Raw genomic sequence first — 15,391 nt, forward strand, 5'->3', positions numbered from 1 at the left:
CCGCGCATAGCGTGACCCCATGACGGACGCCCCCGACGCAAAGCAAGACGGCACCGCGGTCGCGGAGCAGGCGCCGCTCGAGCAGCCATCGCCCGTCGCTCGCGCTCCCCTCCCCCCCGCGAGCGACGCGGTGCGCGCCGAGTGGGGGCGGCGCGTCGAGGCCGAGTACCGCTCGGCGGCGATCACACAGCACCTCACGCTCTGGCTCATCCAGATGGGCGCGTCGCCGGATCTCATCGACGACGGCCTGCGCATCGTCAAGGACGAGCTCGCGCATGCGCGCCTGAGCCATCGCGTCCACGCCCTCGCGGGCGGCGGGGCCTTGCCGGCGCTGCGCCGCGAGACCCTCGGCCTGAAGAGCAGCGGCGACGATCCGCTCGAGATGGCTGTCGCCCGGGCGGGCGTCGAGGTGTTCTGTCTCGGAGAGACGGTCGCTGTCCCGCTCTTCAAGGTGCTCCGCGAGGGGTGCACCGTCCCTGTCGCGCGCCGGGCGCTCGACCGCATCCTGCGCGACGAGGTGCGGCACCGCGACTTCGGCTGGACGCTGCTCAGCTACCTGCTCGAGCTGCCGTGCGCGCCGGCGGTGAGGCAGCTCGTCGACCGCGAGCTCCACGCCATGTTCACGCGGCTGCGCAGGAGCTACATGCCTCCCGGCGGCGCGAGGCGCGCGGCGATCTCGGACGACGACCGCGCCTGGGGCCTGATGCCGGTGGCCCGTTATGGCGAGATCCTCGAGCGTGCCATCGAGCGGGACTACGTGCCTCGCTTCGGCGAGCACGGCCTCGACGCGGCCGCCGCGTGGCGCCGCTCGGCGAGCGCGCCCGACAGGGCCGCCGCGCCCACCTGAGCCGGCCCCGCCCGCCTCCGACACAGCGCCGCGAGGCCCTGGAGCCCGCGCCGGCGCGGGCGCCCGCTACGCCCTCACCCGGAGGACCCGCCGCTCCGGCAGGCTCGCGCGTCTCTGCTCCCATTCGCCGCGCGCCGCCCACTCGAGGATGCGGCGCAGGAGCAGCGTGGGCGCGTCCGCCTCGACGTGGTGCTCGCGGAAGGCGCCCTGGCCCGCGCAGGCCACCTCCGCGCTCTCCATCAGGAGCCGGTCTTGCCGGAGGATCGCCGGCTCTTCCTGGCGAAAGCGCACGCGCGCCCCGAAGGGCAGCGCCCTCGCGCTCAGCCATTCCAGGCGGCATCGATCGGGCGCGGTCGGGACGAAGTGCAGGACGATCCGGCGCGCGGGCCCGCCCAGCGAGCGGACCTCGACGCGGTCGGGGAGCTTGAACGAGAGCAGCGTCTGCGGCGACCGCTTCCCGGCCGCGCCGCCGTCCTCGCGGACCGGCCCGCGCAGCGTCATCCCGTCGGGGGTCGGCCGCATCTCGACGAGCTCCTCGCGCAGGCCGCGGAGCAGCGTGAGGTAGAACTGCCCGTGCGTCCACGGGTGCGCGAACGCCGGATGACACCAGTCGAGGTTGTTCTCCAGGCCTTTGACCGACGCGCACCCGTGCTCCACCGAGCCCTGGTCCCAGCGGTGCGCCGCGAAGCCGTCGATGCCCGGCACCGGCGGAGGCGCGCCGTCGCGGTCGCCGCCGAGCCAGACCCACACATACCCGTCCTGCTCCGCGCACGGGAACGCGGGGACACCGCACCTCTCCGGGATGCGCCTGCCCCGCGCGAGCGACGGGATATGCACGCACTCCCCGCCGCCGCCGTATCTCCAGCCGTGGTATCCGCACGCGAGGTCCCCCCGGCTCACGCGCCCGAGAGACAGCTTGACGCCGCGGTGGCAGCAGCGATCGGCGAGCGCGCGGGGACGGCCGCCGCCTCCGCGAAATACAACGATGTCCTGATCGAGCACCCGGACCGCGCGAGGGGCGTCCCCGAGCTGCGAGGACGCGCACGCAACATACCAGTACTCCCTGAGGAACATGACCTCACCTCCAGCAAACATTCACGGATGTATGTAAATTGCCAAAAAAAAGCGCCTGTCTCAGCGCCGGAGCCCGCGGACGAACGTCGCGACCATGCGGCGCACGGTGGCCCTGGGCCCCAGCGTCTTCGGGTCCATGAGGTGCAGCGCGGTCGCGCCGTTCACGAGGCTGACAGCCGCGAGCGCCGCCGCCTTCGGATCGATGGCGCGGTCGATCTGGCCGGCCGCGATCCCCTTGCGCACGAGGTCGGCGACCACGTCGACGAGGCGGCGCACGCTCGCGATCTTCTGCTGGAACCCCGGCTCGAGCTCGGGCGTGAGCTCGGTCTTGAACAGCGTGATCGAGAGGACCGCGCGGTACGCCGGATCTTCCTCCAGGTACTCGAGCGATCGCGTGAGCAGGCGCTCGATCGACTCGAGCGGCGAGTACCTCGGGGACAGGGCCTCGGCGAGGACCTCGCTCGCCCTGGCGAAGCGCTCGCCGACGAGCGCCGAGTAGAGCTCCACCTTCCCCTTGAAGTGCCAGTAGACTGCGCCCCGCGTCAGCCCGGCCTCCGCGGCGACGTCCTGGAGCGTCGCCGCCGAGTACCCCTTGCGGCTGAAGACGAGCAGCGCCGCGTCGAGGATCTGCTCGCGGGTCGCCGCCGCTTCCTCCTTCGTCCGTCGCACGCAGGGGGTATACATTCACGGATGTATGTTTGCAAGCCCGGTCGCCGCCCGGGCCGCGCCGGGCGGCGACGGCGACCGGGCGGGCCGGTGTCCTTCCGGGGACGGCGGGAGGTCAGGTCTTGAAGAGGTCGAACTCGGGGCTGTAGATCACGACGCCCCGGGCGCGCTCCAGCGCGCGCTCGGCGAGCTCCATCGCCATGAACGCCTCGTCGACCGCGTACTCGTTGCCGAGGCCGTACAGGCTGGCCTTCTTGAACCCGAACCGGGCGTAGTACCCCGGCTCGCCGAGCACGACGGCGAACGCATGGCCGGCGTCCCTGCACGCCTCGAGCCCTCGTCGCGCCAGCGCGGAGCCCACGCCGCGGCCATGGAGCTCCGGCAGCACCGCGAGCGGCGCGAGGCCGAGGCCCCCGCCGGGCGCGCCGTCGCCGGCGATCGTCACGGGGCTGAACAGGACATGTCCGACGATGGCACTCTCCATCTCCGCGACCAGCGAGACCGTGGAGCGCCCCGCGTCCCGCAGCCTGTCCACGAGCTCCACCTCGAGCGCCGAAGGAAACGCGGCGATGTGCACGGCGCGGATCCCGGCCTCGTCCCCCGCCCGCTCGGACCGGAGGTTCATCATCGACCCACCTCGCCACGACGGCGCGTCTCCACCGATCCGCCCGATCCGCCGGCGGCCTCCGGCGCGATCCCTCGCCCGCGGTCAGCGTCAAGCGCCAAGGCGCGCCTGGCTGTGACAGACCACGTCCGACCGCGGCCACGCGTGGAGAGCGTCCCGAGGACTCCAGTTCTCCACAGGCGTTCTCCACAGGAAATCCCCCGGTGCAACAGCTGGATTCTGTCGATTACCATCGCGGCGCGCGCCTCCTGTCGTCATGGCTCCCGCAGAGCCTAGCCGAACCGAGCGCGGACGGGCGATCCGGCATTCGCTCCGCGCATGCAACCATACGTAATTGTTAGATTTTCATGCGCGAGAGGCCCCGCCGTCCGACCCTGACAGGTTGGGACAATGTCCGTCCGATCGATCCCTTTCCGGACGGGTCGAAGGTGGCTATCCATGGTAGACATCAAAAACACGGCGCGACGGCGTGTCTCTCGCGCCACGCGTGTAAATGGCGCGCCGGAATGCTTCGTTTTGGAGGAGACTTCATGGAAAAGATCTCGCTCACGTACTTTGTCGACTTCGTTCTCAAGGCCGGGACGCCCAAGCTGACCGGCGTCAGGGAGTTCAAGGAGCGGAAGGATGAGCTCCACACGGACTTTTACAGGCAGGTCCGCGAGGCGATCGTCGACATGCACAGGAGCGGAAAGCCCACCAGCGTGCTCGACGGCTTCCTCGCCGCCCAGCACGACGAGCGGCGCCGCCGCATCTACCCCTCGGTGGTGAATGGATACCGCAAGTTCCTCGCCTCGACGAAGATGACGTGGTTCGAGCCGCCGGCGTCGACGTACCGCCTCGGCGATCTCGAGATCAATGTCAATCCGGAGCTCGGGCTCCTCATCGATGGGACGCCGCACGTGATCAAGATGTATTTCCGCGGGGAGCCCCTGTCGTCCAAGCGGGTGTCGGTCGTGCTGAATCTCCTGATGAACGGCCTCGCCGAGAGCACGCCGGGCGGCGCCTTCGCGGTGCTCGACGTGCGGAACGCCAAGATTCACACCTTCAAGGTGCCGAACCCACGGCTCAGCCTGCTGCTCCGCGGCGAGGCGGCCTCCTTCGCCACCATCTACACCGGGCTGTGACGGCCGCGGCGCCAGGCGAGGCGGCGGCGCGCAGCGCGAACGTCGGACGACGTCATCGCTCGGGGTCCACCGAGCCCGGAGCGCCCACCGCACCACCGGCGCCGCCGCGCCGCGCGCCCTCCGCCGCTCATCCTGGCGGCGGGCGCGCGGCGCTCGCGCCCGCCCAGCGCAGGAGCCGGCTCAGCGGACCGGCAGGCGAGCGGCCTCGCGGCGACGCCGTGACGCGGCAACGCCATGACGCGGCGGCGCCGCAACGCCGCGGCACCGTCACGCGGCAGCAGCGGAATGATGCAGCACTGAACCCGCGACGAACGGCGCACAGGCAATCAGCTGTAGGAGATCTACGCCTTTGGCCACATCGCAGCACGCACAAGCAGAGCAAAAATGACCGACTCCGTGAAAGAGAACTACGATCAAGCCGTCAGCTTCAGTTATCCTCAGGCTGCTATGGACCGCCGCGCGCAGATCACTGCAACCCCGCTTCATGTACCCAGCATTCTTGTGGTCCTTGATCCGGCGTGGCCGGCGCTCTTCAGCCTGTGCCTCACGGTGGCGCCGGGCTGCGGGGTGCTCCTGCACCGCTGCGACGCGGCCACCGCCGCGACGATCGCCGCCGAGCGGCGGCCGCTCGCGATCATCCTGTCCAACAGCGTCTACGCGATGGAGCCGGCCGAGTTCGACGCGCTCGCCCGCGACGTCCGCTCGACGCTGCTGCGGCTCGACGAGGAGGTCAGCGAGCGAGAGCTGGAGGCGATGCTGAGCGGCGCGCTGCGCGAGACGCGCGAGACGCGCGAGATGAACGCGGGGCGGCGCGACGAGGGCAGCGGGCGCTACACGCTGATCGGCGCGCAACTCAGCGAGGCTGTCGGCGCGAAGGGCGCGGACCCGCGCGCGGCGCCGAGGCCGGGCGCGAGCGCCGATCCCCGGCTCGCGCAGCGTCACCGCGAGTCGTCGCCGAGCCACAGCACGATGCCGCCGCCGTCGTCGCGCGCCGGCTCCCCGCCCTCGGTCCGGCTGCCGCTGCCGAGCCGCCCGCTCACCCCGGTGCCTCCGTCCAGCGCGCCGCCGTCGTTCCGCTCCCCGCCCTCGATGCGCTCCGCGCAGCCGAGCGCGTACGCGACGGGCGTACCCCGCTCGGTTCCACCGCCCGCCTCGCGCCCGCTCTCGGGCCTCCCGCCGGCCCATCCGGCGGTCGCCGCCAGCGCCCCGCTGTCGGTCCCGCCCCCGTCAACGCGCGCGGCGGCCGCCTCGGTGCGCGCGGAGCTGCGGTCGAGCCCGCCTCCTTCGATGCGCGCCCAGCCGAACGCGTCGCCGCCGTCGTCGCGCGCGCTGCCGGGAGGCCCGGCGACGCGGCGGCCGACGCCGATGCCGCCGTCGAGCGCGCAGGCGGGGCCGCCTCCCTCCACGCGGAGCCTGCCGAGCCCGCCGTCCATGCGCGGCATCGCGAACTCGCCGCCCTCGGTCCGCTCCACCCCGCCCGGCCGGCTCCCGGGCACCGAGCCCCCGCCGTCGATCCGGACGATGGGTCCGCTGTCGGCGCGCCTGGCCCCGCCGTCGTCGGTCCGCCCCGAGCTGTCGCCGCGCTCGGGCGTGCGGGAGCGGGGCAGCGAGGAGCTCGACGCCGTGTTCGAGGATCAGAAGCTGCCGCTCGACGCGCTCGCGCTCGGCAACCGGGGGGGCACGACGACGCGCTGAAGCGCGGGGGCCTCTGCGGCGCTGTCCGGCGAACGCTGTAGCTCGTCGGACGGCGGCGGCTATCCGCGGGGACGCGTGATCCACGACACGGTGGAGGCCGCAGCGCGCCCGAGCAGATCGCCGGCGATGTCGCTCAGCGCAGGAGGCGCGGGCGCGCCGAGATCGCGGCCCAGGTCGACGAGGATGCGGTCCACGCACTCCATCGCGCTCGAGGCGGCGAGCTCCATGCCCGCGCCGCGTCCGCCGGCGGCGCGCCCCGCGAGGTAGAGCCCTCGCACGGGCGTGTGCACCGCCGGCCGCGCGCGGCCGACCTGGCCAGGCGTCTGCGCCGTCCCCGCGGCGAGTTCGCCGCCCGGGACGCGCGCTTCCCCGCGCCCGTTCCCGGGCGAGTCGTCGACGCCGTCGACGAAGAGCGCCGCGGAGAGCAGGCCGGGCACCGCGCCGGCGAGCGCGCGCAGGAGCTCGTCGGCCGTCGCGGCGGGCGCGCCGGGCGAGGCGCCGCCGCTCGCGCCGGACACGGCGCACGCGCAGAGGAGCTCATGCCCGGGCGGCGCGAGCGACGGATCGAAGCGCGTCGGCGCGAGGCAGTAGAACGGCAAGGCCGGCGCGCCGTCGCCGCCGCCGCCGAGGCCGGCGAGCGCGCCCGCCGCGACGAGCCGCTTGCGCAGCCCGATCTTCACCTGGGCCTGCCTCGGCTGCGGCGTCAGCGCGCGGGCGCGCGCCACGTACGCCTCCGGGAAGTGCGGCTCGCCCACGAGGCCCGCGACGGTGGGCAGGAGGCCGGCCGTGCTCACCACGACGCGCGCAGACAGCGTCGTCCCGTCCTCGAGCTCCACGCCGCGCACGCGCCGAGCCTGCACCAGCACGCGGCGCACGGTCGTGCCCGTCCGCACGGCGGCGCCGTGCTCGCGGGCCAGACGGCAGAAGACGTCGGGGACCCGAGCCGCGCCGCCCTCGGGGTAGCTCTGCCGTCCGGAGCGGGCGAGCCGGCGCAAGGAGAAGAGCGCCTCGCCGGCCGACGCCTCGGATCCGGGAAGCAGCAGCGGCAGGCCGAGCAGCCCGCCGAGCCGCGCCGCGGCCGCGGCGCGCGGGAGGAAGCGGGCCGCATACGCCTCGGCCGTCACGTCATCGCACGCGGCCAGGTCCACGTCGCGCATCGCCGTGGCGTGCGCGAGGAGGCGCGCGGCGCGCGCGGCCTCCAGGGGCGTGAGCTCGAGGGCGCGCGCGAGATCCAGCGCGGACGCGGCCAGCCGCCGGTGATCCGCCGGCAAGACAACGCGGCCGCCGCGCGGCGCCCCGGCGCGAGCCCCGCGCGCGGCGCCCGCGAAGCAGAGCGCGGCGGGCTCGCTGCTCTGCCGGAAGGCGATCGCGTCGCCCTGGCCCACGCGGCGGAGCACGTCGCCGAGGGGGCCCTCCTCGCCGCGGCAGAGCATGTGCGTGCCTGTATCGACACGGAAGCTGTCCCTCTCGTAAGCCGCAGCGGAGCCGCCCAGGCGGCGCTCCTTCTCGGCGAGGAGGGTCGGGATGCCGGCGTGCGCCAGGAGGAGCGCCGCGGCAGCGCCGCCGACGCCCGAGCCGATCACCACCGCGCGCAAGGGGACCTCGTCCATGACGTCGCGAGAACATAACGCGGCGAGCCCGTGCGCGGCATGTCGTGCAGCACCCTCCGGCGTCGCAGGAATCACGCCACGTGCGCAAGGAGCACCAGAAGCGCTGGGAGCGCACACAACGCTGGGAGCGCAACGAGCGGAGCGGCGGAGCGTAAGCAACGCTGGACGCGCCAGGCGCGCGGCGCCCGCGAGTAGCGCGCAGCAGCGCAAGCCGACAAAGGGTCGAGGCGCGCGCCGAGCGTTGACCCTCGAGAGTGGCCCCTCGTAGAGTGTAGCCTTGCAGCCGACGTGCCCGCCATGAAGACCTGCCCGCAGTGCCATCAGCGTTATCCGGCCGACAGCGCCTTCTGCTTCATCGACGGCTCGTCGCTCGTCTCCGAGAAGGATCCCCGCATCGGGATGTCGATCGCGGGCCGGTACGTCATCGAGCAGGCGCTCGGGATCGGCGGGATGGCCACCGTCTACCGGGCCTACAACAAGCTCATCGGAACGCCCTGCGCCATCAAGATCCTGAGCCGCGAGTTCGCGCAGGACACGACGACGCGGGAGCGCTTCCGGCGCGAGGCGCGGCACGCGCAGCGGCTCGCGCACCCGAACATCATCGAGATCTTCGATCAGGGCGACACCGACGAGGGGCTGCCCTTCCTCGTGATGGAGCTGCTCCAGGGGACGAGCCTCGCCGACGTGGTGGAGCGCAGCCGGGTGCCGCTCGCGCGGGCGCTGCCCATCTGGGTGCAGATGGCGCGCGCCCTCGGCCGAGCGCACGACTTCGACGTCGTGCACCGCGATCTCAAGCCCGAGAACGTGTTCCTGCTGAAAGGCGACTGGGTGAAGCTGCTCGACTTCGGCATCGCCCGGTGCGCGCAGGACGCGCGGCTCACGAACCTCGGCGAGATCTTCGGCACCCCGCAGTACATGGCGCCCGAGCGCAGCACGACGATCGACGCGGGCCCCCCGGCCGACCTCTACTCGCTCGGGGTCATCATGTTCGAGATGATCACGCAGCGGCTGCCGTTCGACGCGCCCGATCCGGCGAGCTGGATCCTGAAGCACATGAACGAGCAACCGCCGGCCCTCAAGGAGCTCGCCCCCGAGATGCCCGACGCGCTCGACCGGCTGGTCAGCGCCCTGATGGCGAAGGCGCCCTCGGAGCGCCCCGTCGACGCGTACCGCGTGCTCGCGGAGCTCGAGGAGATCGCGGCGGCGAACCGGATCGCGCTCCCCCCGCCGCCCGAGGCGATGCCGCGCGACTCGGCCGTGCGGTCGCGCGGCACCGGGCGCGATCCCTGGATCAACCGGCTCGATCTGTTCGAGAAGATGACGGCCCGCGCGTTCGGCGCGTCCGCGCCGGCGGACATCCAGCGGCAGCTCGAGGGGCTGCGCGGCCTCGTGCGGGAGCACGCCGAGCTCCGCTCGAGGGCGCTCGACGAGCAACGGCGCCTCGAGGGCGTCGCCGAGGAGTGGCGCGACGGCCGGCTGCAGATCGGGCGGGCGATGGACGCGCTCACGGTCGACGCCTCGCTCACGCGCGACGAGGCCCGCTCCTTCCGCGCCAGGGTGGCGCCGCTGAACGCGGCGACGCAGGCGTTCATTCCGGCGGTGCTGAGCGCGCACAAAGAGGCCGTGCGCTGGGAGGGACGGAGCGGGTTCGCCGAGCCCTACCTCGAGCTCGCCGCCAGCTACCGCCGGCTGGCCGAGCTCGTCGAGGGCTGGTACGCGTCGCGGAAGGCGGATTACGAGGCGGAGAGCGAGGCGATCGCCCGCGAGCACGAGGTGGCCGAGGTGGACGCGCAGATCAAGAAGCTGCGCGAGCGGCTCGAGGAGCTCGATCGGCAGCTCGAGGCGCGGCGCCGGGAGTCCCAGGAGCGCATCGCCGAGATGGGGCGCAGGGCCGATCAGCTCGACGCGGAGCTGCTCCACCTGGCCAGCCGGTTCTGCGCGCCGCTCCGATCGAAGCCGGAGCTCGGCACGCTCTTCGTGGAGCTCGAGCGGCTCGCCGGCTGAGCGCTCGGCGCCGGCGCGCCTCGGACGCGCCGCCCGGCGACGAGCAGGCCGCGTCGTCCCCGCGGAGCCCGTGGATCCGGCGCGGACGCGCCTCGGCGGGGATCGCGCCGGCGTCACAGCAGGCCCCCGTCGCCTGGTTTCATGGTTTCACGTCGCGCGCCAGCGCGGTCGCCGCACCTCTTGCGTACTAAGCTACCCTCCGTGACGCTCGCCCCCGCACCAGAGCCGCGGCGCCCGCCGCCGCGTGCGCCGGGACGCATGCGCCGCGCCGCGTCCGCCGCGGCGACGACGCTCGGGCTGGCTCTGGTGTTCACCGGCGCCGCGGCCGTCGGTGTCGCGCTCCACCTCGACACGCCCGCCGCGCGCCGCGTCGCCCGGGACGCCACGAACCGGCTGCTCGGTTCCCTCTTCCAGGGGCGGATCGTCGCCGACGAGATCGACGCGCTCAGCCTGAGCGGCGTGCGGATCCGCTCCGCGGTCGCGCTCGATCCCCGGGGGAACAAGGTGATCCGTGCGGGCGGCATCGAGGCGCGCGCCGACGTGCTCTCGATGCTCCGCGGCGCGCTCCTCGGGGCGGGCGCGCTCCGCATCGAGGTCCCGTACATCCGGGTCGAGCAGATGGAGGTGCTGGTCCAGGACAGCGGCGCGGGCGGCGTCACCCTCGGCGACACGTTCACGCCGCTGCCGCCGAGCCGCCCGCCGTCGCCTGCGCCCGAGGCCCCGCCGCGCGAGGTCGTCGTCGCGCTCTCGCGCATCGAGATCGGGCGCGGGTGGATCCACGGGCAGCTCGCGCCGCCGCGCGCGCTCGACGCCGACGTCAGCCGGCTCGTCGGGTCGGTGCACATCGGCCCGGAGGGCGTGGCGGTCGACGTGGACCAGACCGGCCTCGTGGATCGCGCCTTCCTGCCCGCCAGGACCGCGGGCACGGCGAACTACCACCTCCGCGCCGGCGAGAAGGTCCGGATGTGGAGCAGCTTCGCCGGTCGGCTCGCCGACGTCGAGGTCACCGCCCGGGCCGTGCTCGACGAGGAGCACCTCGAGGCGCACGCGAGCATCCCGCGCGCGACGCCGGAGCAGCTCCGGAGCCTCCTGCCGGATCACCCCCTCACCGAGCCGGTGGCCGCGCGCGTCTCGCTGAACGGCCATCTCCCCCAGCTCGACGTGGCCGCCTCGTTCTCGGCGGACCCTCCCGGCCCGGCGGGGGGCAGCGTCGCCCTCGCGGGGCGGCTCGACGTGACGGGGCCCGTCCGGCTCGACGCCGATGTGCAGGCGCGCGACATCGATCTGCGGGTCTTCGGCGTGCACCTCTCGCCCGCGGCGGCGGGCGGCGAGCGCGGCGCGGCCCCCATCAGGACAGGCGCGGCCCCCATCAGGACAGTCGCAGCCCCCATCAGGACAGGCGCAGCGGCGAAGTCCCTGCGGGAGAGCGGTCCAGCGCCCGTGGAGGCGGCGCCCTCGATCACCGCCGAGGGCCGGGTGCGCGTCGAGCTCGGCGACGAGCTCCGGCTCACCGTCGAGGCGCGGACGGAGCCGACCGAGCTGCTCGAGGAGCGGGTGCCGGCGGCGGACGTCCACCTCGTGCTCGACCGCGGCGAGCTCCACGTACGCGCGCACCTCCACGAGCCGGGCGCGCCGATCGACGCCGCCGTCTCGCTCCTGCCGGGCGACCAGGGTATCCGCTTCGCGGCGACGGCCGACATCCCGGCCATCGCCGCGGCGCCGCGCCTCGCCGGGCCCGTCGACGGCGCCGGCCGCGTGCGCGTCGAGGGGAGCCTGCGCAAGGGGGCGCTCGACGCGCGGGTCGAGGGCGCGTTCGCCGCGCTCCGGATCGGTCCGGACGTCGCGCTCGCGAGCGCGCGCTTCGCGGGGCGGGTCTCCGGGCCGGTCGACGCGCTCACGGTGAGCGGCTCGCTCTCCGGCCAGGAGGCGCTCGCCGGCGGCCACACGTTCGACGAGGTCACGGCGCAGATCTCCGGCCCGCTCGCCGCGCCGAAGCTCCGCGCGACGGTCACCGACGGCGACGACACCCTGAACGCCTCCGCCCGGCTGAGCTCCGCCACCGGCGCGCTCCGCGACGTCGAGCTCCAGCTGAAGCGCGACGGCGCCGAGGTCGCGGGGAAGATCGCGGCGATCCACCCCTCGGCCCGCGGGCTCGCCGTCGAGGGGATCGAGCTCGCCTCCGCCGAGCTCGGCTCGCTGAAGGGTCAGCTCGCGGTGCGCGGCGACGACGTGACCGGGCGCCTCCAGGGCAAGGACATCGACGTCGGCCGCCTCGCGCGGATGCTCGGGATCCCGCTCCGCGTGCGCGGGCGCGCGAACGTCGACGTCGCGCTCGACCGCGACCGCGAGACCGGGCGCTCGGGCCACGTGCGGCTCGCTCTCACGGGCGGCGAGGTCGCGTTCCTGTCCGGCGTCTCGGCGCAGCTCACGGCGACCTTCGAGCGCGACCAGCTCAAGGCCGACGGGCTCGTGCGCCTCGACGCGAGGACGCCGCAGGCGGCCGGAGGACCGGCGGGGAACGGCGCGTGGGGCGGCGCGCTGCCGCGGTGCGCCGGCACCCTCGCGAGCGTGCGCTTGTCCGGCGCCGAGGGCACGCTGAAGGGGCCTCTCCTGCGCGCGGAGACGTGGGCCGCTCTGGTCGGGCAGGCCGAGGTCGCCGCGGACGACTGGGACCTCGGGTGCCTCGCGCAGCTCATGCCGATCGGGCACATCGTGAGCGAGGTGCGCGGCAAGCTCACGACCCGCTTCCAGGTCTCGCGCGCGCCCGGCGAGCCGTTCCCCTCGCTGCACGACGTGCTCGTGCGGACGCAGGGCCTCGCGCTCGCCGGGCCTCACCGCCTGGGCGCCGAGCGCCCGGCCTGGGAGTCGCGCTTCATCGACGCGCAGCTCAAGGGCTCGCTCGACGGGACGACCGGCAAGGCCGACGCCGCGCTGACCCTGTACGACGGCGGGCTGCTCGCCGACGCCTCCGGCTCGATCGAGCTCGATCTCGCGGCGCTCGCGGGGCCGCCCGCGGGCCGGTGGTCGTCGCTCCTGCGCTCGCCCATCGCCGCGCAGGTCTCGCTGCCGCGGCGCGCGATGGACGAGCTCACCACCCTCCCCTCGTTCGTGCGCGACGCGCTCCCGCCGCTCGCCGGCGAGCTGCGGATCGACGCCTACGCCAACGGCACCCTCGCGCGTCCATCCCTGACGGCGCGCACCCTCTGGTGGGGCTTCACGTACGTGCCACCGGGCGCGAAGGGCGCGACGGATCTCCTGTTCCCCACCGACCTCGACGCGTGGCTCACGTACGACAGTGAGAAGGCCACGCTGGACGCGCACGTCACGCGCGGCGCGGACGAGATCGCGACCGTGCGCGCCGAGGTGATCGCGCCGCTCGACCGCCTGCTCGGGGACGCCTCGGCGCGCGCGCTGAGGGGCGCGCCTCCGCCCCCGGCGTGGACCGGCCGCTTCCGCGCGACGCTGCGCAACGTCCCGCTCGGCGAGATCCCGCTGCTCGGCGACAACGGCATCGGCGGGCACCTGAGCGGCGAGATCGAGATGCGCGATCTCAACGTCGCGCCTGCGCTCACGGCGCACCTCACGCTGCCGGGCGTCACGATCGGGAGCGATCTCGCCTTCGAGCGCGGCGTGCTCTCGCTGCGGATCGACCCCAGGCGCAGGACGGGGCGCGGTGACCTCCACGTCACCGAGCTCGCGCTCGAGGGCCGGCGCGGCGGCAAGCTCCGGGCGAACGCCTACGCCAGCGTGCGCTTCCGCGACGGCTTCCTCCCGATCCCCGACGGCGAGCGCACCGACCTCGCCATCTCGGCGGAGCGCTTCCGGCTCGCGGCGCTGCAGCCGCTGGTCGGCGGATTGCTGAGCAAGCTCGACGGCACCCTGGACGGCGACCTGCACGTCGAGCTCGGCGGCGCGTCCGGGGCCGACGGGGGCAGCATCCGCGCCCATCTGGAGGTCCGGGACGGGGTCGTGCACATCCCCGAGCTCGGGCAGGAGCTGCGCGACGTGGCCGCCCGCGTCACGGCCGACAGCGGCGTCGTCCGGATCGAGGGCTTACGCGCGGCGGGCACCACCGGGCAGGCGCAGGGCTGGGCGCTGTTCCGGCTCGACGGGCTCGCGCTGCGCGACGGGGCCGGGGCGCTGACCATCGCCGACGACCAGGCGCTCCCGCTCACGCTCGAGGGGGTGCCGCTCGGGACCGCCTCGGGGACGCTGTCGTTCATCGCCGAGAAGAAGCCGGGCGAGCTCGCGCTCTACGCGACGGTCCCGAGGCTCCGCCTCTCGCTGCCGGCGACGAGCAGCCGCGACGTGCAGCCGCTCGGCGACAACCCCGACATCTCCGTCTCCCACGCGCTCGGGCCGGAGAAGCAGAAGCGCGCGGCGGACGCGCTCCGCTACACGATGACGTTCGACGTGCGCGACGCGGCGGTCAGCGGCGCCGGGCTCCGGCTGCAGCTGAGGAGCGCCGAGGACGCGCCGCCGCGGGTCGTGATCGGCGAGGACGTGGAGGTGTCGGGCGGCATCGAGCTCGCGCGGGGCGAGCTCGAGATCTACGGCAAGGTGTTCGAGATCGAGGGCGGGCGCGTGCGCCTGCGCCAGGAGGAGACCTCGAACCCGCACCTGAACGCCACGGCGCACTGGGACGCCCCGGACGGCACGCGCATCCACGTCGCCTTCAACGGCAACCTCCGGCCCATCACCGAGCGGACGCTGCGCTTCACCTCGAGCCCGCCGAGCTCGCAGCAGGACATCCTCGCGCGGCTCCTGTTCGGCGCCGATTTCTCCGAGGGCGCGCAGGCGACGGGCGCCGAGACGCCCGCGCGGCTGGCCGCGGGCCGCATGGTCGCGTCGGTCGGCGGCGAGCTCGCGGCGGCGCAGTTCAACGCGCTGCTGAGCGGCATCGCGCCGCTGCGCGGGCTGTCGACGCGGTTCGGGACGACCTCGGACGGGACGCTGCGGACGAGCCTCATCTACCGGCTGAACGACGACCTGACGGCGAAGGCCACCTTCCAGGAAGGCGCGCTGCAGGGCTCCACGACGAGCGGGGGCGGGCCGAACCCCGGGGGGACGGCGAGCGAGCGCGGCACGCGGACCGAGGTCACCGTCGACTGGCGCTTCGACGAGCACTGGACGCTCCGCGGCACGGTGGGCGTCGACGCGCGCCAGACGACCTCGGGCATGCTCGACCTGCTCTGGCAGTACCGGTACTGAGCGGCGCGAGCGGGCGGAGCTAGCTTGCGGCCCGCGCGGGCAGCCGGATCTCGCGCCCGCTGACGCAGAGCGTGGGCGGCTCGGCTTCGACGAGCAGCGGGGCGAGCTGCGACTGCGCGTGGCGCGAGAAGCGCGCATCGAGCGCGCCGCCGCGGGCGCGCGCGTACACGACGCCGTCGTCGCCGAGGGAGAGCGTCGCCGGATCGAGCGGCTCCTCGGTGCCGTCGAAGAGGAGCAGCGTGACCGCGCCGCCGTCGCCGATCCGGAGCGCGTCGACGAAGAGCGGGGCGTCGTCGGCCTGGAAGTAGCACCAGTCGTAGCCGTTCGTGAGGATCGGACGGCCGTCGTCCGGGTGCCGCGCGATCCACGACCTGAGCCCGCGCTCGAGCGCCGGGTGGTCGACACGGGCGCCGTCGTGCCAGAAGCGGCCCTCGCGATCGAGCCGGATCGAGCTCTCGCGGGACGTCCCTGGGGGCGGCGCGAACCGGAAGAAGTCAGGATGGTCGCCGGGCTTCATGGGTCACCTCGCAGGAGA

Annotated in this window: 10 protein-coding genes; 5 read left to right on the forward strand and 5 right to left on the reverse strand. The window is 74.3% G+C overall.

All coding sequences use genetic code 11. The features are described 5' to 3' along the window. Nucleotides 1-19: 19 nt before the first annotated feature. Nucleotides 20-847, forward strand: a complete 828-nt coding sequence (locus tag WMF36_RS24130) for a ferritin-like domain-containing protein (RefSeq protein WP_437573090.1) — start codon at nt 20-22, stop codon at nt 845-847. Between the two features lie 66 nt (nt 848-913). Here the strand turns inward: WMF36_RS24130 and WMF36_RS24135 are convergent, their stop codons facing one another. The 3 genes from WMF36_RS24135 to WMF36_RS24145 form a co-directional block, all read right to left on the reverse strand. Further along, nucleotides 914-1,921 carry a Rieske 2Fe-2S domain-containing protein gene (locus WMF36_RS24135; RefSeq protein ID WP_437573091.1) on the reverse strand — a complete coding sequence of 336 codons (1,008 nt, stop codon included), beginning with the start codon at nt 1,919-1,921 and terminating at the stop codon, nt 914-916. Nucleotides 1,922-1,981: 60 nt separating this feature from the next. Further along, nucleotides 1,982-2,590, reverse strand: a complete 609-nt coding sequence (locus WMF36_RS24140; protein ID WP_437573092.1) for a TetR family transcriptional regulator — start codon at nt 2,588-2,590, stop codon at nt 1,982-1,984. Nucleotides 2,591-2,702: 112 nt separating this feature from the next. Further along, nucleotides 2,703-3,215 carry a GNAT family N-acetyltransferase gene (locus WMF36_RS24145; protein ID WP_437573093.1) on the reverse strand — a complete coding sequence of 171 codons (513 nt, stop codon included), beginning with the start codon at nt 3,213-3,215 and terminating at the stop codon, nt 2,703-2,705. A 527-nt stretch (nt 3,216-3,742) separates the two neighbouring features. Between WMF36_RS24145 and WMF36_RS24150 the strand changes: the two genes are divergently transcribed. Together WMF36_RS24150 and WMF36_RS24155 are read left to right on the forward strand one after the other, a co-directional pair. After that, nucleotides 3,743-4,336, forward strand: coding sequence for a hypothetical protein (locus tag WMF36_RS24150; protein WP_437475705.1), 594 nt, complete (start codon nt 3,743-3,745; stop codon nt 4,334-4,336). Nucleotides 4,337-4,837: 501 nt separating this feature from the next. Further along, nucleotides 4,838-6,031 (forward strand): hypothetical protein, encoded by a 1,194-nt coding sequence (locus tag WMF36_RS24155; RefSeq protein WP_437573094.1) that lies wholly within the window; start codon nt 4,838-4,840, stop codon nt 6,029-6,031. A 59-nt stretch (nt 6,032-6,090) separates the two neighbouring features. On the opposite strand, the gene WMF36_RS24160 is transcribed toward WMF36_RS24155, so the two are convergent. Further along, nucleotides 6,091-7,641 carry a phytoene desaturase family protein gene (locus WMF36_RS24160; RefSeq protein ID WP_437573095.1) on the reverse strand — a complete coding sequence of 517 codons (1,551 nt, stop codon included), beginning with the start codon at nt 7,639-7,641 and terminating at the stop codon, nt 6,091-6,093. Between the two features lie 297 nt (nt 7,642-7,938). Here WMF36_RS24160 and WMF36_RS24165 point away from each other — a divergent pair, with 297 nt between their 5' ends. Both WMF36_RS24165 and WMF36_RS24170 read left to right on the forward strand, forming a co-directional pair. Beyond that, the gene (locus tag WMF36_RS24165) at nt 7,939-9,645 is read left to right on the forward strand and encodes a protein kinase domain-containing protein (protein WP_437573096.1); all 1,707 of its coding nucleotides are present in this window, start codon (nt 7,939-7,941) and stop codon (nt 9,643-9,645) included. A 201-nt stretch (nt 9,646-9,846) separates the two neighbouring features. Next, nucleotides 9,847-14,856, forward strand: a complete 5,010-nt coding sequence (locus tag WMF36_RS24170; protein ID WP_437573097.1) for a translocation/assembly module TamB domain-containing protein — start codon at nt 9,847-9,849, stop codon at nt 14,854-14,856. 19 nt (nt 14,857-14,875) lie between these two features. On the opposite strand, the gene WMF36_RS24175 is transcribed toward WMF36_RS24170, so the two are convergent. Next, nucleotides 14,876-15,373 (reverse strand): hypothetical protein, encoded by a 498-nt coding sequence (locus tag WMF36_RS24175; protein ID WP_437573098.1) that lies wholly within the window; start codon nt 15,371-15,373, stop codon nt 14,876-14,878. Nucleotides 15,374-15,391 lie beyond the last annotated feature (18 nt).

It is taken from the genome of Sorangium sp. So ce887, assembly GCF_051521455.1.
Classification (GTDB): Bacteria; Myxococcota_A; Polyangia; order Polyangiales; family Polyangiaceae; genus Sorangium.

What these genes read in the sequence shown, in the direction of transcription:
- WMF36_RS24165 (WP_437573096.1), top strand. Translation starts at nt 7,939, where the DNA reads ATGAAGACCTGCCCGCAGTGCCATCAGCGTTATCCGGCCGACAGCGCC.
- WMF36_RS24145 (WP_437573093.1), bottom strand. Translation starts at nt 3,215, where the DNA reads ATGATGAACCTCCGGTCCGAGCGGGCGGGGGACGAGGCCGGGATCCGC.
- WMF36_RS24175 (WP_437573098.1), bottom strand. Translation starts at nt 15,373, where the DNA reads ATGAAGCCCGGCGACCATCCTGACTTCTTCCGGTTCGCGCCGCCCCCA.
- WMF36_RS24160 (WP_437573095.1), bottom strand. Translation starts at nt 7,641, where the DNA reads ATGGACGAGGTCCCCTTGCGCGCGGTGGTGATCGGCTCGGGCGTCGGC.
- WMF36_RS24130 (WP_437573090.1), top strand. Translation starts at nt 20, where the DNA reads ATGACGGACGCCCCCGACGCAAAGCAAGACGGCACCGCGGTCGCGGAG.
- WMF36_RS24150 (WP_437475705.1), top strand. Translation starts at nt 3,743, where the DNA reads ATGGAAAAGATCTCGCTCACGTACTTTGTCGACTTCGTTCTCAAGGCC.
- WMF36_RS24135 (WP_437573091.1), bottom strand. Translation starts at nt 1,921, where the DNA reads ATGTTCCTCAGGGAGTACTGGTATGTTGCGTGCGCGTCCTCGCAGCTC.